This is a genomic window from Ensifer sp. SL37 (assembly GCF_026672675.1).
GTDB lineage: Bacteria > Pseudomonadota > Alphaproteobacteria > Rhizobiales > Rhizobiaceae > Ensifer > Ensifer adhaerens.
On the sequence record NZ_JAPPRN010000007.1, the window covers coordinates 738,781 to 761,835 of the forward strand.

General features: G+C 61.1%; 21 protein-coding genes. 6 read left to right on the plus strand and 15 right to left on the minus strand.

Annotation, left to right across the window (positions count from 1 at the left end):
* Window positions 1–150 precede the first annotated feature (150 nt).
* The 6 genes from OVA00_RS35755 to OVA00_RS35780 all read right to left on the minus strand — a co-directional run bounded on the left by OVA00_RS35755 (window position 151) and on the right by OVA00_RS35780 (window position 7,738).
* The gene (locus OVA00_RS35755; protein ID WP_110819358.1) at window positions 151–2,448 is read right to left on the minus strand and encodes a PBP1A family penicillin-binding protein; all 2,298 of its coding nucleotides are present in this window, start codon (window positions 2,446–2,448) and stop codon (window positions 151–153) included.
* A 178-nt stretch (window positions 2,449–2,626) separates the two neighbouring features.
* Window positions 2,627–3,931, minus strand: coding sequence for an aspartate aminotransferase family protein (locus OVA00_RS35760; RefSeq protein ID WP_060644492.1), 1,305 nt, complete (start codon window positions 3,929–3,931; stop codon window positions 2,627–2,629).
* Complete coding sequence (locus tag OVA00_RS35765; protein WP_060609407.1) at window positions 3,928–4,746, minus strand: N-formylglutamate amidohydrolase; 819 nt, start codon at window positions 4,744–4,746, stop codon at window positions 3,928–3,930. Before OVA00_RS35765 ends, OVA00_RS35760 begins: the two co-directional genes overlap by 4 nt.
* A gap of 18 nt (window positions 4,747–4,764) precedes the next feature.
* The gene (locus tag OVA00_RS35770; RefSeq protein ID WP_268090753.1) at window positions 4,765–6,108 is read right to left on the minus strand and encodes a glutamine synthetase family protein; all 1,344 of its coding nucleotides are present in this window, start codon (window positions 6,106–6,108) and stop codon (window positions 4,765–4,767) included.
* 38 nt (window positions 6,109–6,146) lie between these two features.
* Window positions 6,147–6,809, minus strand: a complete 663-nt coding sequence (locus OVA00_RS35775) for an isochorismatase family cysteine hydrolase (protein WP_082566430.1) — start codon at window positions 6,807–6,809, stop codon at window positions 6,147–6,149.
* Window positions 6,810–6,856: 47 nt separating this feature from the next.
* Window positions 6,857–7,738 carry a MurR/RpiR family transcriptional regulator gene (locus tag OVA00_RS35780; RefSeq protein ID WP_060516737.1) on the minus strand — a complete coding sequence of 294 codons (882 nt, stop codon included), beginning with the start codon at window positions 7,736–7,738 and terminating at the stop codon, window positions 6,857–6,859.
* Window positions 7,739–7,912: 174 nt separating this feature from the next.
* Between OVA00_RS35780 and OVA00_RS35785 the strand changes: the two genes are divergently transcribed.
* The 5 genes from OVA00_RS35785 to OVA00_RS35805 all read left to right on the plus strand — a co-directional run bounded on the left by OVA00_RS35785 (window position 7,913) and on the right by OVA00_RS35805 (window position 13,149).
* The gene (locus OVA00_RS35785; protein WP_268090754.1) at window positions 7,913–9,799 is read left to right on the plus strand and encodes a branched-chain amino acid ABC transporter ATP-binding protein/permease; all 1,887 of its coding nucleotides are present in this window, start codon (window positions 7,913–7,915) and stop codon (window positions 9,797–9,799) included.
* A 22-nt stretch (window positions 9,800–9,821) separates the two neighbouring features.
* Window positions 9,822–10,985, plus strand: a complete 1,164-nt coding sequence (locus tag OVA00_RS35790; protein WP_110819363.1) for an ABC transporter substrate-binding protein — start codon at window positions 9,822–9,824, stop codon at window positions 10,983–10,985.
* A gap of 91 nt (window positions 10,986–11,076) precedes the next feature.
* Window positions 11,077–11,814 carry an ABC transporter ATP-binding protein gene (locus tag OVA00_RS35795; protein ID WP_226020830.1) on the plus strand — a complete coding sequence of 246 codons (738 nt, stop codon included), beginning with the start codon at window positions 11,077–11,079 and terminating at the stop codon, window positions 11,812–11,814.
* 24 nt (window positions 11,815–11,838) lie between these two features.
* Complete coding sequence (locus OVA00_RS35800; RefSeq protein ID WP_176960447.1) at window positions 11,839–12,726, plus strand: branched-chain amino acid ABC transporter permease; 888 nt, start codon at window positions 11,839–11,841, stop codon at window positions 12,724–12,726.
* 177 nt (window positions 12,727–12,903) lie between these two features.
* The gene (locus OVA00_RS35805) at window positions 12,904–13,149 is read left to right on the plus strand and encodes a tautomerase family protein (protein WP_268090756.1); all 246 of its coding nucleotides are present in this window, start codon (window positions 12,904–12,906) and stop codon (window positions 13,147–13,149) included.
* Between the two features lie 240 nt (window positions 13,150–13,389).
* On the opposite strand, the gene OVA00_RS35810 is transcribed toward OVA00_RS35805, so the two are convergent.
* The 8 genes from OVA00_RS35810 to OVA00_RS35845 all read right to left on the minus strand — a co-directional run bounded on the left by OVA00_RS35810 (window position 13,390) and on the right by OVA00_RS35845 (window position 20,850).
* Window positions 13,390–13,791 carry a hypothetical protein gene (locus tag OVA00_RS35810; protein WP_060516733.1) on the minus strand — a complete coding sequence of 134 codons (402 nt, stop codon included), beginning with the start codon at window positions 13,789–13,791 and terminating at the stop codon, window positions 13,390–13,392.
* Between the two features lie 318 nt (window positions 13,792–14,109).
* Complete coding sequence (locus tag OVA00_RS35815) at window positions 14,110–15,171, minus strand: ABC transporter ATP-binding protein (RefSeq protein WP_268090757.1); 1,062 nt, start codon at window positions 15,169–15,171, stop codon at window positions 14,110–14,112.
* Between the two features lie 17 nt (window positions 15,172–15,188).
* On the minus strand, window positions 15,189–16,010 hold the full coding sequence (locus tag OVA00_RS35820) for a carbohydrate ABC transporter permease (protein WP_060516729.1): 822 nt from the start codon (window positions 16,008–16,010) through the stop codon (window positions 15,189–15,191).
* Window positions 16,007–16,894, minus strand: coding sequence for a carbohydrate ABC transporter permease (locus OVA00_RS35825; RefSeq protein WP_268090758.1), 888 nt, complete (start codon window positions 16,892–16,894; stop codon window positions 16,007–16,009). The genes OVA00_RS35820 and OVA00_RS35825 overlap by 4 nt, the downstream gene beginning before the upstream one ends.
* A 247-nt stretch (window positions 16,895–17,141) precedes the next feature.
* Entirely contained in the window at window positions 17,142–18,476 is a 1,335-nt protein-coding gene (locus OVA00_RS35830; RefSeq protein WP_034798720.1) for an extracellular solute-binding protein, read from the minus strand.
* Window positions 18,473–19,345, minus strand: a complete 873-nt coding sequence (locus OVA00_RS40165; protein ID WP_051659466.1) for an ROK family protein — start codon at window positions 19,343–19,345, stop codon at window positions 18,473–18,475. Before OVA00_RS40165 ends, OVA00_RS35830 begins: the two co-directional genes overlap by 4 nt.
* A 2-nt stretch (window positions 19,346–19,347) precedes the next feature.
* On the minus strand, window positions 19,348–20,034 hold the full coding sequence (locus OVA00_RS40170) for an N-acetylmannosamine-6-phosphate 2-epimerase (RefSeq protein WP_034798722.1): 687 nt from the start codon (window positions 20,032–20,034) through the stop codon (window positions 19,348–19,350).
* 69 nt (window positions 20,035–20,103) lie between these two features.
* Window positions 20,104–20,850, minus strand: coding sequence for a GntR family transcriptional regulator (locus tag OVA00_RS35845; protein ID WP_034798725.1), 747 nt, complete (start codon window positions 20,848–20,850; stop codon window positions 20,104–20,106).
* Window positions 20,851–21,310: 460 nt separating this feature from the next.
* Between OVA00_RS35845 and OVA00_RS35850 the strand changes: the two genes are divergently transcribed.
* Entirely contained in the window at window positions 21,311–21,457 is a 147-nt protein-coding gene (locus OVA00_RS35850) for a DUF1127 domain-containing protein (RefSeq protein ID WP_064817045.1), read from the plus strand.
* 286 nt (window positions 21,458–21,743) lie between these two features.
* Here OVA00_RS35850 and OVA00_RS35855 read toward each other — a convergent pair whose 3' ends face one another.
* Entirely contained in the window at window positions 21,744–22,745 is a 1,002-nt protein-coding gene (locus OVA00_RS35855; RefSeq protein ID WP_034798802.1) for an Lnb N-terminal periplasmic domain-containing protein, read from the minus strand.
* Between the last annotated feature and the right edge of the window lie 310 nt (window positions 22,746–23,055).

Here is a 23,055-nt window from a genome sequence, read left to right on the forward strand (position 1 = left end):
TCCGGAGGGATCCGAGATCATCAGCAAAGCAAAAACACGAATGTACGGAAAAGGTTCCCGCTTGCTGGGCCGCCTTGGCCGGTTCCGAGAGGGGAAGGCATCGAGGCTTACCGCCTTTGTGGGCGGTTCGCATTTGATCCGACGTATTCGTCATTTTTCGCAGAGCCTTCGCTCCCCGAAATAGGGTTGGTAGCTGCAGTCCGATGGCCGGAAGGAGCGATAGCTGCGAGAGCAAGCGGTGATGTTGCAGCTCTGAGGCGGAGCGCTGTCGTCAACCAGAACGCCCGCTGCGGGGGTCGCCAACGCTTCCCGCATGAAATCCCGCCAAATCTGCGCTGGCATATCCCCGCCCGTTACGCCTTTCATCGGCGTGTCGTCGTCGTTGCCGACCCAGACCCCTGCGACAAGCGGCTCGGTGAACCCGACAAACCAAGCGTCACGATTGTTCTGGCTGGTGCCGGTCTTGCCAGCAGCAAACGCGCCGGGGTCGGCTGCGCGCCCGGTACCGCGTTCCACAACAAGCTGTAGAAGGGAAAGGAGATCGCGCCGATAGGGGGCCAGATCCACGCTTGGCGTATCTTTTGCCCCGACTCGAAAAGCCGTTGCTTGGTTCGAAGCCTGAAATTCGATAATTCCCCTGGGTTCAACGGGGGCCTTGCCGAATTGCACGGACGCATAGGCACTTGTCAGGTCAAGCAAGCTGACCTCGGACGTGCCTAACGCCAGCGAAGGCGTATCGACAAGTGGCGCGTCGATCCCGAGTTCACGCGCGGCACTGATCACCTTGTCAAGGCCGACATGTTGGGCGAGCGCCACTGTTGGCGCGTTGAGAGACCGGGCGAAGGCCTCAGCGATCGTGACCCAGCCGCGATAGCGGCCGCCGGAATTCTCTGGTGACCAGCCGTTGATTTCGATCGGTGCGTCCAGTACCCGGTCGGATAAGGAAAGTCCGGCCTTCAGAGCGGCATAGTAAACGAACAACTTGAAGGTGGAGCCCGGCTGCCGTTTTGCCGTGACGGCACGGTTGAACTGGCTCTCTTTGTAATCGCGGCCGCCGACCATGGCGACAACCGCTCCATCCGGGGTCATTGCCACCAATGCGGCCTGAGATGCACCAACAGTTCTTCCCTCAGTATCCAAGGCCCTCTTGATGACCCTTTCGGCAATCCCCTGAAGCCGGGGAACAAGCGTCGTTCGAACTGTGGTCGAGCCCGGCGAAGTCCCGGCGATTTCGCTCGCCTGCGGTGAGACCCAGTCCGCAAACCAACTGCCGGATCGGGGCGTTGGCGTTGTCGGGTGGAGGGTAGCAAAGCTCGCCTTGATCTGCGCAGCCTTTGACGCGTCAACCTTGCCGTTCGCAACCATCGCGTCGAGGACGACCGATGTGCGCTTTCGGGAACCTTCAAGATTGTCGATCGGGTTCCATAGGCTAGGAGCCCGCAACAATCCCGCCAGAAGCGCCGATTCCGAAAGGTTTAGCGCTCCGATATCCTTGTTGAAATAAATGCGTGCGGCGGCCGGCATACCCGTTGCGCCAGCGCCAAGATAGGCGCTGTTGAGGTAACGCGTCAGGATTTCCTGCTTTCCGAGTTTCCACTCCAGCCACAGGGCAATCACGAACTCCTGTATCTTTCGTTTTACCGTACGATCGCTGTCGAGATACTGCAACTTGATGAGCTGCTGGGTGATCGTGCTACCACCCTCCACAACCGACCCTGCCTTGAGGTTTCGAAGAAGCGCTCGTCCGATGCCTCTGATATCGATGCCGAAGTGGTCCATGAACCGCCGGTCTTCAACAGACAGTACCGCATCGATCAGTTGTGGCGTGAATTGGTCGAACTGTGCGTAAGGTCCTTGATAAGGTCCTTGTCTGACCAGCGGCTGACCGTCCGCGGTTTCCAACACCACGATAGGCTTTAGTGTACCGTCCCGGATCTCGGCCCAAGGGACATCTTTTAGCGCCCACACCAACCCCGTTACACCAACCAGAATACAGAAAACGGCGGTCAGCCGCACCGCCGATTTCCACCTGGCTTTCCTTTGCAAGACAGGCTGGCTAGACCGGCGAAGCGCTCGTCCTGCCTTTTTGGGAGCGTTCGCAAGTGCCCCGCCGAGATTTTTCAGCAGAAATGAAAGAGTTTGCTTATCCGCAGCCTGGACCTTGGTCTTTACGGACGAAGCAGCCGCCCGGACCTTGACCTTGACCGCTGTTGAGATAGCCCGCAAATCGTAGTGAAGCGCACGAAGCAGAGCGTGCGCTGCCTGTCGGGTCTGCTCAAACGGCAGAGGTGGACGTTCGCTCGTTCCAGCTCGTATCAACGGGTCAGCGTCTGCGCTGTGATCCGCCTCTTTTGTTCCCGCGGGAGCTCTCTGGGCGAGCACTTCCGCCTTTTGATGGTCGTCCGACCCAGTGCCACTTCGTGTAGAGACGTGAGGATTGCGGGGCATTTTTTAAGACGCTCAAACCCTTAATGACTTAGAGCACTGTGGCGGGTTCTCAACGTACGGCAAAGACGCTGGTTCCAGCCAAAGGAAATACGCCGCCATCATCAGTGCGCGCGTCACGACAGGTGGGACCTAAAAATCCCAACTGTGGCGGGCGCGAGCTTAGGTCTTGAGACTGCCTTTACCAGCCCGCGAACTGCGAAACAACTGTATCCGGAACGTCGGAGACTTCGGCGAAAGCTCGATCCAGAACGTTTAATGCCTGAACGATGTCGGTGTCCGGGACGGTCAGCGGCGGAGTCATCTCCAGAACATTTGCGTTCATCCCGACACAGTAGACGACGAGGCCGAGTTCATAGGCCCGATAGATAAGTTTTGCTGCTTCCGCTCGCGCTGGAGCCCGTGTCTGCCGATCGAGAACGAGGTCGACGCCGCAGGCAAGACCTCGACCGCGGATATCGCCGATCAGTTGATATCGTTCGGCAAGCCTTGCCAGGCCGTCGCGCAGCAGTTTGCCTTTGCGCTCCGCTTCCTGCGCAAGCTCGTCGCGCTCAATGGTTTCAAGAACGGCAAGGCCGGCGGCAGTAGAGATCGGATTGCCGTGGAGTGTCTGCATGGCAAAGGCGCTGGCACAATCGAGGATGCGTGCCGGGCCGATCGCGGCAGAAAGCGGCAGCCCGCCGCCAAGACCCTTGCCGATGGTCAAGATGTCGGGGACGAAATCCTCATGTTCGAAGCAATGCAGGCGGCCGCTGCGGCCAAGCCCGACCTTCACTTCGTCGCAGACGACGAGCACATTGAATTCCCGGCAGATCGCGGAAAAGGCTTTAAAAAAACCGGTTGGCGGAACGATCAGGCCGCCGTCGGACTGGATCGGCTCGATGAAGGCGACCGCGAAACGCTCCGGCGCCGCCTCAAGTCGCTCCCGTAATTCTGCGAGTATCGCACCACCTGTCGGGTCGTCGTGGTAGGGCCGGTAGGGATCGGGGTACGGTAGCAGGAGCAGTCCGTCTGCCTTGGTCGCGCCCGCCTGGACGCTGTGGCCGGAAAAAGCCATCGAGCCCACGGTACAGCCGTGGTAGGCGCCGACGAAGGCGATGACGCCCGACCGTCCCGTCGCCTTGGTGACAGCGCGGAAGACCGCCTCGTTGGCATCGGATCCGGAATGACCGAACCAGACCTTGTTGTCGCCCGATCCGGGAAAGGCCGTGAGGAGTTTTTCGGCAAGGGCCGCCGCCGGTCCATTGGCGGCAGAAAGAACACTGGCGCCGGCGGGATTTGCCGCAGCACCGGAGATTGCCTCAACCAGCGCCGGGTGGCCATAGCCAAGGCTCGCCGCCCCCCATGCCCCGGAGAGGTCGATCAGTTCGCGGCCGTTTTCCTCCGTCAGCCTCGCGCCGCGGCCACCGGTCACTGCAAGCGGGAAGAAGCGCAGCTTCTGCAGGTTGGCGATCGCCGCTTGGTCTCTCTCGTAGAGTGCGGTCACGGGGCTTCCCCTACGCTAGCTTTAAGACACCGGGTGAGACGCTCGCCCCAGGCAGTGACGCCCGCATCCGTATCGATCAGATCGTGGCGCACCTCGACCAGAACGCCCGGAAGCCCACGCGCGTCGGCATGAACCGGCACGGTGTAATCCTCATCGGGATGGATGTTGTAGGGCTCGTTGTCGCCGATCGTCAGCTGGCTTTCGCTGGCCAGTTCTCGGATCAGCGAACCGGCAAAATCGACGGCGTCGCGATAGAGGATGCCGGCCTGCCAGGGGCGCGGCTTGCCGAAATAGACCGGCGTGAAGCTGTGGATGCCGACGACAAATGGCCGCTTGCCTTCGCCTTCGAGCCGGTCGAGACGGCGGCTGACCGCTTCAGCGAAGGGCGTGAACAGCGTATCGATCCGCTGCTGCCGCTCTTCGTCGCTCAGGTTTCGGTTGGCGGGGATCTCCGTCGTCTCGCTGATCTCGGGGATCATCGAGGGGGCGGGAAGCGGCCGGTTGCAGTCGATCACCAACCTTGAATAGTTGGTGAAGAACAGTGGTGCATCGAGGCTGAGGCTTAGGTGCTGAGCCAGTGCCATGGCGCCGATATCCCAGGCGATGTGGCGCTGGCGCTCGTGCAGCGGAAGCCCCATATCGCCGAGCGCGCGTGGCATCCGGTTGGAAGCGTGCTCGCATAGGAGCAGGATCGGGGAGGCGCCGTCCGGGTTGAAGACCGCATAGGGCGGCAGTTCGTCGATCGAAAGCAGCGGCGCGCTCGGGTCGTGTCGCGCGCCGGGTTCTAGGCTCTTGATGGCCGTTGTCGAGGTCATGGGCTGCCCATCCGTCAATCAGTAGACCGCCGCATAGCGGGCACAAAGTTCGTCCGGCGAGAGCCCAGCGACGATCTCGATCTCCTTGCGTTTCATCGCCATGTAGCAGTCAAGGAAATCTCGAGAGAACCAGCCCATGACGACCGGATCGGCGGCGAGCGTATCCAGAGCTTCCGGCAGGCTCGCGGGCAGGCGACGAATACCGAGCTTCTCCTGCTCTGCCGCCGAGAAATCGGAGGGGTCGGAATTGATCAAGGGCGGCTGTTCGAGCCCGGCCTTGATGCCTTCGAGGCCGGCCTTCAACAAGACGGCCAGCGACAGATGCGGGCTGGCGCATGCGTCGGCGGCGCGGTATTCCATGTTGAACTGCCTGGCCGGATTGCTGCCGGGAAGGTCCAGTGTCGGGCAGATCCTGAGCGTCGCTTCGCGGTTCTTTTCGCCAAGGCAGGTGTAAGCGGCGCTCCAATGGTGCGGCACGAGCCGCATGTAGGAAAGCACCGACGGAGCGGTAAAGGCGGTCAGCGCCGGCAGATGCTTGATGACGCCGGCGGCAAAGGCGCCGGCGATCTTGGAGAGCCTGCCGGGACGCGAGGCGTCAAAGGTCACCGGATTGCCGTCGAGATCGGTGAAGCTCACATGCAGGTGCACGCCGTTGCCGACGCCATTCGAGACCGTCTTCGGGGCAAAACTCGCGTTCCAGCCGAAGAGGGCGGCGACTTCCTTGGTGATTGCACGGATGGTAGCGCCGCGATCGGCGGCGGTCAGCGCGTCGGCGGGACGGCAGGTGATTTCGAACTGGTCCTTTCCGTATTCCGGCAGGAACATTTCCGGCTCGGCGCCGGCTTCCTGCAAAGCGGTCATCAGCAGAGACCCGAAGGGTTCGGCACGGCGCTGGGCGCGAAGGCCGAAGGACGGCGCATCCGGCCAGTCGACGCCGAGCAACTGGAACTCCTGCTCGACGGCTGAAATGACTTTGAGGCCGACTTGTTCGTATTCCTTCAGCGTCTGTTTCAGGAAGCTGCGTACGCAGCAGTCCCAGGCATTGCCTTGGAGGTCGGTGATGTCGGCGTGATAGAAATGCAGCGGCGTCTCGTCTGGCAGGCAGGTGACGCGCGCCTTGCTGTCGGGGTCGGCCATCAGCCGGAGGTCGCCGGCCGAGCCCCAGGGATTGTTCTCGGCAATCAGGTCGAAGGGCGTGAGCGCCAGGTTGGCCGGCACCCAGCCGACACCCTTGCGCAGGTAGCTGTCGATCTCGGAAGCCGCAAAACTGCGGCCGCGCGTGATGCCGGCGATGTCGGTCGTGACGAAGGTGGCAAGTTCCGTCAGTGCGGCGGCCGCCTTGCCGTTGTTGGTTTCCGTCATGGGGTTCCCCTCTATTCGTTCATTTTTTAGGCGGCGACTCAGGCTTGGCGCAAAGTGCCGAGGCGGCTGACCACCGTCTCAGTGTCGGTCGTCCAGCAATAGCCGGAGTAGGCACGAAGGGCCGCGTCATGGCGCTGCTCGCTATAGGTGGCGCAGGCGTCGTTGACGACGGTGACAAGGTAACCGCGGTCGGCGGCGTCGCGCACCGCCATGTCGACGCACTGGTCGGTGATGACGCCGGCGATGATCAGGTAGCGGGTGTTGAGGTTGCGCAGGACGTAGTCGATGTTGGTCGAGTTGAAGACGCCCGACGACGTCTTCGGCAGCACGATCTCGTTGTCGATGGGCGAAAGTTCCGGAATGACCTGCCCCTCCGGAGAACCTTTCGGCACGTGCATGTCGGAGAGCTTGTGGTCGAGCGAGCGGTCGCGGCCGTCGAGCGTCAGGCTTTCGATGATCGTGTGCAGCACATCGCAACCGGCCTTTCGCGCCGCCTCCAGAATGCGTACCTGGTTTGGGATGACGGTCTGGCGCAGGCGCCTGTGATAATAGCTCTCGGCGTCCTGCGGGTGGGTCGGGTCGAGGTTCGGCTCGCACCAGATGCGCTGCATGTCGACGAACAGCAGCGAGGTGCGGCCAGCCTCATAGGCGCTGTCGCGCCTCAAGCGATCGTCGCCAACCTTGACAGTGACTGCACTCATTCGAATTCTCCTCGGTTTATTTTGGTTCGCCGGGACGGCGGAAAGGGTCAGCGGTCGTCTTCAACGGCTGGATTGAAGGCGTCCTCCGTGATGGCGTATCCGCGGCGCAGGTCCTCCATGCGCTCGATGCGACTACGTGACTGCGTGGCAAGGCGGGCGGTAAGTGCCGCAATCACCGCCTCCGTCTGGGCAATCGCCGGCACCATCGTGTCGTAGGGCGAGACCGTGTCGACGGGTGCCGTCAGCGTCACTGTCGCGAAATCGGCGATCGGCGAGAGCCAGCGGTCAGTAAAGAGCACGATGCGCGATCCTTGCTCGGCCGCCTGACGAGCAAAGCGGATCGTGTCGTTCTGGTAGCGGCGATAGTCATAGACGAAAAGCACGTCGCGCTTGCCGAGGTCGACAAGCTGATCGACCTGGTCGGCCTGACTGCCGTTGATCCAGCGCGTGTCGCCCCTGAGCTGCTTCATGTGCGACCAGAGGAGGCCCGCGAGAAAGCCGCTGAAGCGGCCGCCGAGGCAATGGATGCGAGCGCTCATGTCGGCCGCCGCATCCACGGCTGCCTCGAAGTCTTCCGAAGGCAGCATTTGCATCGAAGACTCCAGCGCATGGATGCTGGCGCGAAGGAAGTACTGGTAGAAGTTCTCTTGTTCCAGCGACGGGCGGCGCGCGTCGAGCATGGAGAGCGGCGAGCTCATGCGCTCTTGGACTTCACTGAGCAGCGCCTTCTGGAACTCCGGATAACCCTCAAAGCCCAGTGTGTTGGCAAAGCGCACGACGGTCGGATTGCTGACGCCGGCAGCGGCCGCGAGATGCGCGACCGTGTTCAGCCCTGCTGCCGGATAATTCGACAGAAGCTGCCTGACGATCTTCAGTTCCGAGCGCGTGAAGGTAATTGCGCCGTCTGTCAGTCGGTCCCGGATTGCCACGATTTCTGCCTCCCAAAAACGATGGCGTGAATTCCGATTTCTAATTTTTGTTACATAATTGCTAGCAGATAATGTTTTTTGAAACAAGATTGACATTTGGTCGATCTGCGATAACGTTCATGTCGGGAACGGGCCCGAGCCAAAAAATACGCGGCCGGGCCAAAATCTGGGGGAATGCGGATGGTGCGCGTCAGGCGAGAAACCGTCGTTGGTATCCTTGTAGCGTCGCTGCCGCTTTTGGCCGCTGCCGCCATCGCCTCGTTGTTCTTTCCGGGCAGCGGCGAGCGCCTGGTGACGCTTTACATGATCAACGTCATCGCCGTGCTCGGCATCGGCATCTATGCCGGCAATTCCGGTATCGTTTCCTTCGGCCATGTCGGCTTCATGGCGATCGGTGCCTATGCGTCGGGTCTGTTGACGCTAAATCCGATCATCCAAAAGACAGCGTTGCCACATCTGCCGGAATGGCTGGCCGGGATGGGCATGCCCTTCCTTCCGGCACTTGCGATTGCGCTTGTCGTGGTTGCGCTCGTCGCGGTGCTGATCGGCATTCCCGTGGCGCGCCTTGGCGGCTCATCGGCTTCGATCGCGACCCTTGGTTTCCTCGTCATCGTGCATGTTGTGCTCGTCGCCTCGACCGATTTCACCCGCGGCAGCCAGACCTTTTTTGGTATTCCCCGCGCGGTCAATCTCTGGGTGGCGGTGCCCTTTGCTATCGCTGCCGTGGTGGTTGCGCGTCTCTATCGGGATTCGAGTGCTGGCTTGAAGCTTCGGGCGTCGCGCGAAGACGAGATCGCCTCGAGCGCCGTCGGCGTCAATGTCAAACTGCAGCGCTTCTTCGCCTGGGTTCTCGGTGCGGTGCTTGCAGGCGCTGCTGGCGCCTTGCTGGCCCATTTCCTCGGCGCGTTTTCGCCGAAAGACTTCTACTTCAACCTCACCTTCATGCTTTTGGCGATGCTGATCCTCGGCGGTATCACCACCGTCTCGGGTGCCGTCGGCGGCGCTGCCGTAATCATGCTGATTGTCGAACTCCTGCGCAAGCTCGAGGGTGGCGTCGATCTCGGCTTCCTCAAGCTGCCGACCGTCTTCGGCCTCACCGACATCGGGATCGGCGTGGCAATCCTCGTCGTGATGTACCGCCTGCAGGATGGCCTCTTCGGTGTGCGCGAACTTGACGAGCGCTTCGGCTGGTTCAAGCTCTCCACAGAGAAGGACGTTGTGCCGGTAAAAAGCGTGCCTGCGTCCGAGGCCGCTTCAGCCGGTCACGGCTCTCTCCGGGTCGAAAACCTCGGCAAGAAATTTGCCGGCCTCGTGGCGCTCGAGAACGCCAATTTCGAGATCAAGCCCGGTATCGTCACTGGCCTTATCGGCCCGAACGGTGCGGGCAAGTCCACGCTGATCAACAGTGTGTCCGGCGTCGTGCCGCCGTCGACGGGCCGCGTACTGATCGATGGCCAGGATGTGGCGTCGCTTGCCGTTCACGCGGTTCCCGGCGCGGGCCTTTCCCGCACCTTCCAGAACATCCGTCTCTTCAAGAACCTAACGGTCATCGAGAACGTCACGGTCGCGGCGAGCGCCTTGAAGGCGGGCGGTGAGGATCCCGCTGCCCGTGCCTTGACGGTGCTTTCGGAAGTGGGCCTCGCGGAATTTGCCGACCGGCTGGCCGGCACGCTTTCCTACGGTGCGCAGAGGCGGCTAGAAATCGCCCGCGCGCTGGCGCTGAAACCGCGTTACCTGCTGCTCGACGAGCCGGCGGCCGGCATGAACCCGGCCGAGACCGAGGAATTGATGCATGTGCTCGACCGCATCCGCACGAAATACCGCCTCGGCCTGCTCGTCGTCGAGCATGACCTGAAGCTGATCATGCGGCTCTGCGATGTTGTCGTCGTGCTCAACAAGGGCCAGCAGATCGCCATCGGCACACCGGCGGAAATCCAGGCTAACCCTGATGTCATCGAGGCCTACATCGGCCGCCGCCGCTCAACGGCGCAGGCGCGCAACGCGCCCGTCGGGACCCCCGTTCTGCCGTCCGGCGCGCCGGGCCTGCATAAACCAGCATAAATCAAAAGAGGGAGCTTTTCGGATGAAGAAGAACGTCACGGCCCTGTGCCTCACAACCATGTTTGGCGGTATCGCGTTGTCGCCGCTACCCGCATTTGCAGACGATCTGGTTATCGGTCTTGCGACCGCACAGACCGGCGGTCTTGCACCCTATGACCAGCCGTCGCTGAAGGGTCTGGAAATGGCGGTCGAGGAGATCAATGCGGCCGGTGGTGCTGCCGGCAAATTCCCGATCAAGCTCGTCGCCAAGGATACGCGCTCGGATGCGGCGCAGACGGCGCTGGTGGCGCAGGAGCTGGTTGACGAAGGCGTCAAGATCGTGATCACGCCTTGCGATGCCGATCCGTCGATTGCTGCCGGCCAGGTGACGCAGGCAGCCCAGATCCCCGCCTTCTCCTTCTGCGCCACGACGCCGACCATGCCGCTTGCGGTGGGCGACTACATGTTTGGCAATTATCCGGCCGACAACGTCCAGGCCTCTGTTCTTGCGACCTACGCGTTCGAGAAGGGTTACAAGAAGGCCTACATCCTGAAGTCGCCGGATAGCGCCTATACTCTGAAGCTGCCGGAGTATTTCGCCGTTGCGTTCAAAGCCAAGGGCGGCGAACTGCTCGGTGAGGGCACCTACAGCATGGGCCAGCAGGACTTCGGCGCCGAGGTCACCAAGATCAAGGCGATGAACCCGGCGCCCGACGTCATCATGACGGCGGCCTACGAGCCGGATTTCCCAGCCTTCATCCGTCAGCTGCGCGGTGCAGGGGTGGCCACGCCGATCCTCGGCAGCGACGGCATCGATTCGCCCACGACCTTCGGCCTTGGTGCCACCGTCGACGGGGTTGTCTTTACAACCGCAGGCTTTGCCAGCGAAGGCAGCCCGCTTGCTGACTTCAATGTGAAGTACAAGGAAAAATACGGTCAGGTGCCGGATACGGTCTACATCGCCAACGGCTACGACCTTGGCAAGGTGATCGACGCGGCGGTGACGGAGGCAAACAGTATCGATCCGGTTGCCATACGCAACGCGATCGCCTCGCTCGAAAACGTCCAGGGTGTGACCGGCCCGATCAGCTATGCCGGCACGCAAGGGATGCCGATGCGCTCGGTATCGCTGGTGCAGATCGAAAGCGGCAATCGCCAGCTGATCAGTCAGGGCGTTCCGGCGGCCGCCGACGTTCCAGCCCCCTGATCGATCACCTGTGGTGGTCCCCGGATTTCCCCGGGGATCGTGCCTGTCTGCGCCGGCGGCGCTTTGCAATCCACGGCAAGGACTTTGCCCGATGATGATGAGTGAAATTCCCGTTCTGAAGCCGCTTCTGGAAGTGAGCGGCCTTAAGGTCGCCTATGGTGCGGTCGAAGCCCTGAAGGGTGTTGATCTCGCCGTCGGCAAAGGGCAGATCGTGACGTTGCTCGGCGCCAACGGCGCTGGCAAGAGCTCGACGCTGAACGCGCTTGTCGGTCTGGCGGGAAAGAAGGCCGGACGTGTGTCTTTCAACGGCCGGGATGTTTCCGGCCTCGCGCCGGAACAGATTGTCCGGCTCGGAATGACCTTGACGCCCGAGGGACGGCGCATCTTCCCGAGCCTCACCGTCGACGAACACCTGCTGCTCGGCGGTGCCATGCACAAGGCGCGCGGCGCGATATCAGAGGTGCGCGAAGACATGCTCTCGCGATTCCCGATCCTGAAAGAACGCCTCACCCAGAAGGCCGGCTCGCTCTCAGGGGGAGAACAGCAGATGCTCGCGATCGCCCGCTCGATGATGTCGTCGCCTGACTTGTTGCTGCTCGACGAGCCCTCGCTCGGCCTGGCGCCGCAGGTGGTGGATCTGATCTTCGACCTGATCGCCGGGCTGAGACAAAAGGGCCTGACGATCCTCCTGGTCGAGCAGAACGTCTCTCTGTCGCTCGAGATTGCTGACGCGGGCTACGTCATGGCCAATGGCCGGGTCGTGCTTTCGGGCACGGCCGCCGAACTGCGCAATTCAACCGAAATCCAGGGCGCCTATCTCGGCGCCTGAGCCGAGCGCGTGGAGGGTCAATTCATGGACATGTTCCTGCAGCAACTCGTCAATGCGCTCAGCCTCGGCGGCACTTATGCGCTTCTGGCGCTTGGCCTTGCGGTCGTCTTTTCGATCATGGGGCTCATCAATTTCGCCCATGGCGAACTGATGACGGCTGCCGGCTACGGCCTCTGCTTTGCCCTGTTGCTGGGCCTGCCGTTTCCGCTCGCTGTCTGTGCGGCTCTTTTGATCGCCATCGTGCTTGCCATGCTGATGGAGCGCATCGCCTTTCGGCCGGTGCGCGGCGCCAGTGGCACGACGCTGCTTCTAACGAGCTTTGCCGTTAGCGCGATCCTGCGCGTGATCTTCCAGAACTTCATTTCCGCCCGTCCGAAGCCGGTGCCGATGCCCGAGAGCTTTTCTGGCACGATCGAGATCGGCGGCCTGCATCTGGGCCTCATTCAGGGAACCTCGATCCTCGTCACGATCATCATGCTGGTCGGCCTGAACCTCTTCCTTCGCACGACCGTGCTCGGTCGTGCCATGCGTGCTGCATCCGAAGATTTCGCTATCGTTCGGCTGATGGGTATCCGCGCCAATGCGGTGGTCGCTACCGCCTTTGCGATCTCCGGCCTGCTTGCCGGCGTCGCCGGCATCCTCTGGGTGGCCCAGCGCGGCAGTGTCGATCCGTTGATGGGCTTCCTGCCAGTGCTCAAAGCCTTCATCGCCGCAATTATCGGTGGGCTCGGCAGCCTCTCCGGCGCTGTCGCCGGCGGCTTTCTGCTCGGCTTCATCGAAGTGTTCTTGCAAGCCTATCTGCCGGAAAGCCTGCTCAGCTACCGCGACGCCTTCACCATCCTGCTCGTCATCGGGGTTCTGCTCTTTGCTCCGCAGGGGTTGCTTGCAAAGAAGACCGTCATCAAGCTTTGATGTTCGCGAAAGCACCTGGTATCGGGATGATAGGGTCAGTGCAGACGCAAGCAATGGCAATGAGTTGGCATTGATCGTCCGCAATCACCTTGTGGGCTCGTCGAGGTCGGCAGGATTTGCGGCTTGCCCTTGGGCCCTGTCGTCTTCCCGTCATGGCACTTGGTATCAACGAATGGAATGGAAATGCCGCACATAGTCGTAAAGATGTTCCCTGGTCGCACCGAGGAGCAGAAACAGGAATTCGCCGCGAAAGTGGTCGAAGCTGCGAAAACCATCCTAGGCTCAAGCGACGCATCGCTTTCCGTTTCCATCTTAGAAGTGGATCCGGCGGAGTGGGATGCGAGTGTCTACGACCCGGAAATCGTGGCGAACGAAAGCACGCTCTATAAACGGCCGGGTTACGGGGCTCTCTCACAGTCGTAGGGGGTGATCGCCGAGGGCGTTTTTGAATGAAGCGGGGGTGCCATGCAAACCCCGCTCGCCTCGGCCACACGGCCACTTTGCCCGGCATGCTGACAGGATTGGAGTGTCCAATGTTCATTCATCTGCTGGCGCTGCCAGCGGAAGAACGCGCTATTCAGGATGGGGGGGCGCACCAGGCACCTGCGCTGGCTCCGTAGGCGCCAACCCCGCGCCCCGGATCTACGTCTGCACTTGTGATCGTCAGGCTGAGCTCGGATCCCACGTCGGTTTGTCAACCGTGGTGCAAGGTACAGCCCGCCAATTGGAATGACGAGCATTGAGCAGCGTTGAATTCCCGTCCACCACGAGCCACAGCCCGTTGCCAAGGGCGTGTACAGTGAGGGGTTTTCGCTTCTCCTGCTTGCCGCGCGCCGACGCAAGCATATAGCGGTTCGCGCTGATGATGCCTCGTTCGCGCATTCGCGCGTTAACAAGCTGCTCGAGCGGAATAAGCAGATGTGCTTCTCCAAGATCGAAGTAGAGCGAAGGATCATCCGGCAACCTTTCGAGCGCGGCCGCGATCTCTTGGTTCAACTCCATCTTTCCAACGGCGCCGTCGGCCTGGAGTGCTAGATACTTTCGCGACATTTCATCGGCTTTCATTCAGCGCTACAGCGACGAGCACTTCGCTGGGCCATCCCGGCCAGGACGACCCTGTTGCTCGTCGGCATTCGGTACCATTATCGCTCATGATTGCTGGGTATCTATGTGAAATCGCACTGTCGGCTGTCCGACCGACAAATTTCAACTGTTCCTCAATGTGCATGCTTGCTGTTGGGTCAATCGAAGGCTTTTCTTTCGTCTGCCAGGGTCCGCAGCGTTTGATGTGAAATCGGCCAATGAACCGATTTTTGCCATCTGAACGCTGCCGATCGCTTGAGCGCCTGCCTAGCTCAAAGGCCTTCGAGGGATCCCCCAGTGTCAGGCACCAATTGCTGCGCCCGTACCATCGAACAGCGAGGACCGGCTCTCGTCGATCCGGATCCCGACGGCTTCGCCAACGCGAAAAGGTGTGTCGGCCGGTGCGCTGACATTGATCAGGCCGAGCCGGCCGGCGCGAACGAAGACGCTCATATTGCCGCCGAGATACTCGCTCGCCTCGATGACGCCGCGGCAATGCCCAGTTTCCGGAGCAACCAGCGCCAAGTGCTCGGGCCTTGCGCCCAGTTTCTCGGGTTCGACCGTCCCTGGCATGGGAAGCGATAGATCGCCTTCGCCGCTCAGGTCGAGGCGGCCGCCCTGGTCGCGCCGGCATGGCAGGAGGTTCATCTTTGGGCTGCCGATGAACTGCGCGACGAAAAGGTTCGCCGGCTTTTCGTAGAGGTCTCTCGGGCTACCCTGCTGCATGATCCGCCCGTCCTTCATCACGACGATCCGGTCGGCCAGCGTCATCGCCTCCACCTGGTCATGGGTCACATAGATCATGGTGGCGCCAAGCGTGCGATGCAGCTTGGCGATCTCAAGTCGCATATCGACGCGCAGCGCCGCATCGAGGTTTGAAAGCGGCTCGTCAAAGAGAAAGCCGACCGGCTCGCGCACAATTGCCCGCCCGATTGCGACTCGCTGGCGCTGGCCGCCCGAGAGCTCCTTCGGATAGCGGTCCAGAAGGGGCGTGAGCTTCAGCGTTTCCGCCGCTGCCTCGATCTTGGCCCTTGCGGTCTCCGACGGCACCTTGGCGAGCCTCAGGCCGAAGCCCATGTTCTGCCGCACCGTCATGTGCGGATAGAGCGCATAGGACTGGAAGACCATGGCGAGCTGACGATCGACCGGCGAAGCGGACGTCGCATCCCGCCCATTGATCAAAATCTGGCCGTCGGTCGTTGCCTCGAGACCCGCGATCATGCGCAACAGCGTTGACTTGCCGCAGCCGGAGGGCCCGACGATGACGACGAATTCACCGTCGGCGATCTCAAGGTCGAGCTCCCGGATGATCTCAACTGCGCCGTAGCGCTTTCCGGCTTTCCTGAGCGAAATCGTTCCCATGCGTGTCTCCTGGAATATCAACCCTTGACCGCGCCGGCGGTCATCGATCCACTGATCTGGCGGTACATCACGAGGCCGAGCAGCATTGGCGGCAAAGCGCCGACGACCATCACTGCCGATGCTACGCCCCACTGCACACCGCCGCCGCTTGCGGCAAAAAAGAAGGATGCGCCGACCGTGACCGGAACTGCCTTGGAGGTCGTCAGCATCAGGCCGAAGAGGAATTCGTTCCACGCGGTGATGAAGCCGAAGATCAGGCTGGTGACGATCGCCGGCCGGCAGAGCGGCATCACGACCTTGATGAGGATCTGCGTGCGGTTTGCACCATCCATGAGGGCAGCCTCGTCGAGTTCCGCGGGCAGGTCACGGATGGCGTTGACGAGGATGACGAGCGCAAGCGGCAGGTTGACGATCGTCAGGATCAGCCCCAGCCCCAGGCGCGTATCAAGCAGCGCAAGCCACTGGAACATCATGTAGAGCGGGATCGCGAAGATGATCAGCGGCACGGCGCGCAGGTTGACAATAAAGGGCAGGAGTGTGCGTTCGCCAATCTTGCCGCGGGCAATCGCGTAGGCTGCGGGGAGCGCCAGCGCCACGGCAAGTACCGTTCCCATCAGCGCCACAGCAAGGCTGTTGAACAGATAGAGGAAGATGTTCAGCCGATCGGAGACCTCGAACACGGCGCGGTAGTTCTCAAATGTCGGGGCCTGGACCCAGAGACCGGGGTTGCCGGAAAGCTCGCGCGCACTCTTGAACGAGGTTGAAAGCGTCACCAGCACCGGAAAGTTCAAGCCGATGGCGGCAACAGCGAAAACGAACCAACGGAGTGCTGACATCATCGCTTGGCTCCTTTCCGCCGGCTGGCGAGAGCATTGAGGCCATAAAGCACAGCGAAGGAGGCGACGAACAGGACGACTGAGGCGGCAACCGCCTTGCCGATGGCGCCCTGCTTGAAGAAGGCCTCATAGATGTAGATCGACAGCGATGCCGTCGATCCGCCGGGACCGCTCCCGGTCAACACATAGACGTTGTCAAAGACCCGGAAGCCGTCGATGAAGCGGATAAGCAACGCGGCCGCGATCGTAGGGCCCATCATCGGCAGTTCGATGAACCACAGGCGCTGCAGGCTTCGCGCCCCGTCCATTGCGGATGCTTCGGCAATCTCGGAAGGGATCGCCTGATAGGCCATGTAGAAAAGCAGCAGCGTGAATGGTGTCCACTGCAACGTCTCAACGACGACCAGGGTCCAGAAGGCGGAGCCGGGCCCAAGGAACGAGGTGCTGGCGCCGAAATAGGTCCAGAGATAATAAGGTACCGGCCCGACGAATTCGTGCAGGACAAGGCGGTACATCAGGCCGACCAGTGCCGGCGCGACCATGAGCGGCAGCATCAGGATCGCCATCAGCCAGCTCCGTTTTTCGATGAGCGGCGACAGGAAGATCGCCAGCGACAGCCCGAGCAGGCATTCGAGAATAGCGGTCAAGAGGCCGAAGCGCAGCGAGAACCAGCTCGCCTGCCAGAAAGCCGCATCGCTCCAGACCGAGACAAAGTTCTTGAGCCCGGTAAACGTCGGCTGGCGTAGCGTCTCGAAGGAGACCTCGGAGACCGAATAGATCAGGTTGACGAGGGCCGGGAAGCCCAGGAAAACGAGCAGGAAGAGGACGAGCGGCGTGGCGAGCAGCCGGAACTCAGGGGCATTGGATTGCGGTCTGGCTATCGTCATGGCACCGATCTGTGTCTGTTGTCGGTCGGGCAAGGGGACGCAAGGTGTTTCCTCGGTCCACTTCCCAGTGCCTGTTACAGGAGATCTAGCCAGCCCAAATCCTTGAGCTGGGTGGCTCTTTGGCACCGCGGACGCGGCGCACCTGGATCCCGTGTGGAGCACTGGCAAGTGGGGTGGAGAAAGATTCCCAGGTACCCGCTTGTCGTTGAGGGCTGCGGCCTCCTGGTGGACGCCGCAACCCTTTCACTTACTTCAGCAGGTCTGCCATGCCCTTTTCGGTGCTAGCGAGCGCATCCTCGATCGATTGCTGGCCGGACCAGTAGCCGGTGAACTCCTTGGCCTGCAGTTCGTAGACCGAGAGCGCCTTGGCTGACGTAGCACCGTTCATGACGTAACCGTACTTGCCGGCGAATTCGCCGAGCTTGACGAGATCAGGCCGGGAATCGGCGACCTCGACGACCACTTCCGGCGTCAGGGCTGGTGCGCCGTTGTTTTTGGCGTAGATCAGCGCGGCTTCCTTGGAAGACAGCCACTTCACGAACTTGGCCGCACCCTCCTTGTTTTCGGCATTCTTGTTGAGGCCGAAACCGAGGCCGTGGATATGGGTGAAGCGCCCTTGAGGACCTGCAGGTGGTGCGACCGTTTCGGTCACGTCTGCCACAGCAGGGGATTTCTCCTTGCTCGTCAGGTCGCCGGCTGCCGCATTCCATTGCAGCATTGCGGCCACTTGGCCAGACGCAAAGGCGGCATTCGCCTCGGCAAATTCGTAAGACAGTGAGTCCTTCGGTGATGCGCCATTGTCGTAGAGCAGCTTGTAGATCTCGAGGCCCTTTCGATAGGCATCGGAGTTCACGGTGATCTTGCCGCTGTCGTCCATCCAGTTCGCACCATAGGCGCGTGGTACCGACTGCCAGACCATGATGTTGAAGAGAAGGTTCTTGAGCTGCAGCACCGTGCCGTAGCGGGTCGGGCTGTCCGGGTTGACCGCCTGAGTGAAGTAGAGCGCGGTGGCGGCGTAATCGTCCCAGGTCCACTCGTCCGGGATCTTGGGCTCCAGCTTCTTGCCGAGATACTTCTCCGAGATCTCGGCATATTTCGCCTTGCCGGCGTCATCTTTCAGCAGGGCCTCGATCAGGTCCTTGCGGAAATACATGAAGTGAAGCGAGAGATCGGTTGGCACGCCATATTGCTTGCCCTGGTACTGCATGGTCGACAGTACGGAATCGCCATAGACCGCCTTGGCTTCGCCCGAAAGTTCGACCGGCTCCATGAACGGCGCGTAACGGCCGATCGAATAGGTAGCGAGCAGGTTGAGGTCGAAGGCCTTCGAGCCAGCGGCGAGATCGGCCTGCAGCTTGTCCCAGAAGCCGTCTCGGTTGAAGAACAGAAGTTCGACCTTGTCGTTCTCGGCAACGTCTGACTTGGCGTTGTAGGCGTCGGCGGCAGCCCGCAGTGCCGTTTCTTCCGGGCCGCCCGGCCAGCCGAGCACCGTTACTTCCGCAAGGGCCGGCGTGGCCGCCAGCAGGCTCGCAATACCCGCTGCGGCGAGCAGCGCACGTCTTTTCGTTGTCGCAAATGTCATTTTTGGTTCTCCCTCAAGTTTTGTTGACACTCTGCAAGATTAGCAACGCCGATCACCCCTGCATTCTCCCCAAGGGCGGCGGCGTGTAGCGATGGTCGAAGGCGTGGCGGCACCGGTTCCAGTGCGCGTTCGACGGCGGCGAGATAGCCTTCGGCCAGGCCGATGCTGCCGCCGATGACGATGCGTTTCGGGTCCAACGTGAGCTGGATGTTGCGGCAGAGCAGCGCGGTTCGCCCCGCGGATGTTTCGATGATGCGCCTGGCCCAGTCATCGGCATTTCGGGCCGCGGCAAAGACGTCGCGCGCGGTGGCGCCGGATTGGTGGGGGGATGCCTCCCTGGCGATCCAGTGGCCGGACACGCGATCTTCGAGCACATCATCAGCCCATTCGGCACTACGCGATTGGCCGAAGTGTCCGGCGAGGCCCTCGAGCAGACGCCCGTTCAGGACGATGCCGCCGCCGATGCCGGTGGAGATCGTCAGGAAGACCATGTCTTCGCGGTTGCCTGCGCCAAAGGCGTACTCACCCCAGGCGGCCGCATGGGCGTCGTTTGCAGCCAGTACCGGCACGTCAGCCAGTCGTTCGATCGTCGCTGTCAGCGGAAACCGATCAGGTATGGCGAGTGTGTTGCGGTTGAGCGCTGACCATTGGCCGTTATCGACAATGCCAGTGACCGCGGCGCCGACCGAGCCGTACGCACCGCGCCAGGACGCGATCGCACCGAAGAGTGCGGCGAGCCACTGGGTCGGGTCGCCTTGGCGGGGCGTCGGCATCCGGTGCGTGTCGACGATCTCTGTTCCCCGGATAAGGGCAGCCAGCATCTTCGTGCCGCCGACATCGATCGAAAGAACGGTCCGGGGCTCAGTCATGATCAAGCCTCGCTTCCGGCAAGCGTTTGATCGAGCGCCTGCCGGAACCACGCCGTCACATGTTCGGGACGCGTGATCGCGGAACCGACGACGACAGTGAAGGCCCCCGCCTGCAGCGCCTGAGCGGCCTGTTCGGGCGTGCGCACACAGCCTTCGGCAACCACGTGAGGGGTGAGGCCGCGCATGGCGGCGATGAGCGCGAAGTCCGGCTCCGTCGGCTCGACCGGTCCGGTGTAGCCAGCAAGGGTTGAGCCGACGATCTCGGCACCTTCGGCAAGCGCGCGCTCGGCGTCGGCGAAAACAGAGCAATCCGCCATGGCGATCTTGCCGCCGGCGTGAATGCGCTCGATCAGCGTCCTGGTCGCAACCGGCCGTTCGCGAGCAGTGGCATCATAGGCGATGATATCGGCGCCGGCTGCCGCCAGAGCATCGACGTCCTCGACAAAGGGGGTGATGCGGATCGGCGATGTCTCCAGGTCGCGTTTGACGAGGCCGATAATTGGCCGATCGGTCGCCTGGCGCACGGCGCGAACATAGTCTGCAGATTCGATGCGAAGGGCGGTTGCGCCGCCGTCGAGCGCGGCCAAGGCGAAACCGACAACCATGGCGGCATTGTCCATGACGCCGCCTTTCACCGGTTGGCAAGAAACGATCAGACCGTGCTTGAGGCTGTGGATGTCGAAGGTCACGCAGGCTCTCCCAATGGAGGCCTCACGGTAACAGTGTAAGACCAGATTGCAACAGGAATTATACTGGTATTACCTCATCAGCTCGATAACGAAGTCGTAGACGTCACCCCGGTACTTGGTCTGGGTGAATTCGACAATTTGCCCATCGGCCAGGAAACAGCGCCGCTCCATGACGAGCAGGCTCGTGTCTTCGGGCGTTGCGAGCAGGCGTCGCTCTTCATCGCTTGCAGGCTTTGCCTGCATGCGCTGCAGTGCCCGGACAGGCAAAGCGCCGTGGGCTGCGAGATATTCGTACAAGGACGCGCCGATGGCGTCCGGATCCGGCACAAAGCGGGCGGGAAGCGATGCCGTTTCGATCGCGATCGGCGTGTCGTTGGCCGTCCTCAATCGTCTAAGGCGTACGATTTTTTCTCCCGCCGGAATGCCAAGCGCCATCATTTCAGCGGGTGACGGGCGGCTGATTTCACGTGAGATCCAGGTGCAACCGGGTTCCAGCCCGCGCGAGCGCATATCTTCGGAGAAGCTCGTCATCGTGGCCAGGGATTTCTCGACACGTGATGAAACAACGGTCTTTGCCCCCTGGCGGCGGTCAAGCAGGCCATCAGCGACGAGCCCTTCGATCGCCTTGCGCACCGTCACGCGCGAAATCGAAAGGCCCTCGCTCAAGTCCCGCTCGCTGGGGATGACCGAACCGCGGCGGAGTGTCGAGGCGCTGATGGCCTGTTTGATCGCCTCTTCAAGGCGGCGATAGAGCGGCTCGCCGCTGTCGCCCGACATTTGGCTGGCAAGAAACTCGAGCGTTGTCTGATCGTTCATGGGGATCACCTTTCCGGATGACCCCTTATGCAAAATTTTTCATAGGTTTTAAACTGGTATTGTCGTAATCGGCCTCAGCGACACTGTGTGGCGCCGATCCGAGGCGGCAAATGGCGTCCTGCACGAGCCTAAAGCAGTGCCACTATCGCTGCGATGAACAGCATTGCGAGCACCGCGAGTGCAAGATGGAGTAGGTTCGCCCGGTGGCTTTGGCTTCTAAAAGTTCGCGCCATGTTCTTTACCTCACGATCTGACATGTAACGCACAGCTCTCATGATGGTTCATGGCCATCGCAGCTGAACCGTCGGCTGACGACCGCCTATGCATTTCCCACATGGGAGCGCTGAGTTTTGAGCGCTGCAACTTAGGGAAAGCCTGAGCTATAAGGTGTTCATCGAAGCGAAACGAGGCGCCACGGACTGGCAGCCAGGCTTCGAAAGCCCATTGAAAGGGGGATCAAATGAACATCGCACGCTCCATCAACAACTGGCGCAAGTACCGTCAGACGGTCACCGAGCTGGGCCGCATGTCGAACCGCGAACTTCGCGACCTCGGCATCGAACGCGCCGACATCGACCGCGTCGCACGTACGGCCTTCGCCCGCTAAGGCGATCTTAAAGACTGAAGAATTGCCAAGCGCCTGCATCTCCTGCGGGCGCTTTTGCTTTTGAGGTCATGGAGTTTGTTGGGGCGTAGGGAACACCATATGTTCCAGGCTGGCGCGCCCCGCAAAATCGTCCAAAAGAAAACCCCGCCGGGGAAGGCGGGGCAAGGCTCACGCCCAGTTGGCTCGGGGAAGAAACTCCATCAGAAGACTGACATGCGCACGTAGCGAAGAATGAAACAGGCTGTTGCGGATTGCTGATGAGCTCCCTGATGAACGTTCGCCGTCTTCAAGGCGAGCCCTGCGGCACTGGCGAAGGCACGCCGAGTCTTATTGCCTTTGAGAAATTTGGCGACAACCCGTCGTCCCGAGCACGTTGGCCGATATGACTGGCATTTCTGAGTTCTGCGAGCGACACTGACGTATCGACCGCCCCCCGATCATAAGCGTAGTCGGGAAGATACCCGTTGACGATGAGACGCCAGTCGAACGGGATCGAGTCTCCTACAACGCGCATCATCTTGACAACCGTCGTCGTGCAGTTGGTCGTAAGCGAGTTGTAGAAGAGCGGCGTTGTGGCAAGAGCGTTGGCGTCTGTAACATACTCGCGCAGAAGCGCACGCGCCTGGTCAGGTGACGCCTTCAGGCGATAGATTTGAACATCCTCGCTGCGGAAATTTGACCGGACGCCCACCACGTCCCGTTCGTCGGCTGCGATGATCACCAAAGGATTGCTCTTGAACAAATCTGCGAGCGGCGAGAACGCGCCGCCAACCCGCCGACGGACTTCGACCGACCACGGGAGCTGCTCGCCGCCTTCAAATCCAAAGCTGAATATTACATGGGCAATCTCTGGCCCCGCCCAATAGGACATGAACAGGTCGACTGTTCGGAGCTTCCTCATATCGTAGGTCCGCGTGGTCCACCGTTCGACGAATTCCGTGCTGCTGTGCCATTCGAAGTTGCGAACATTGGTTAGTGTCAGCAGGTCGCCGTGAAATTCGCCTGTAACCTGTCGTGCAACATCAGGTGCCCACGAACCGTCTTCGACGGGTTTGATCGTCCTCCACCAAATCAAGACAACTGCGAACGCAACTGCAAATACCAGGAGAGCTTTGAGACGCCAGCGGCCAAACAGCGCGGCGACCGTCAAAAGCCCGACAAGTGCAAAGAGTCCGGCGATAAAACCTCTTGTGAATTCGGAAACGGGAAGACGATACCATAATGCAAGCGAGGCCCATGCGGCTGCCACGGCTAGCAGAATCGCCGGCGGAACAGTCAGAACAACCAGAGCCCACCGACTCCAGCCACTCCTTTGCTTGTTCCAACCTGGATTCCTCAACACTTCAGGTCCCGCGTAGTTTGCCAGCCGCTTTGTTTGGGCTGCCGCTTGCTCATGTTTGACTCCTCTCGTCACATTCTCGATTGGCCCATTTCAAGAGCCGCTTAAACCACACAGTATTTCCCCAGGTTCGCTCTTCGTCAGCATTATGTCGAATATATCGTACTACTGAAGAACGTAACGGTTACATTCCGCACGAGCGCGTTGCAGCCGCGGTGAGGAGGGAACCGTCAATTATTGACGGGGAAGACCTCCGGAA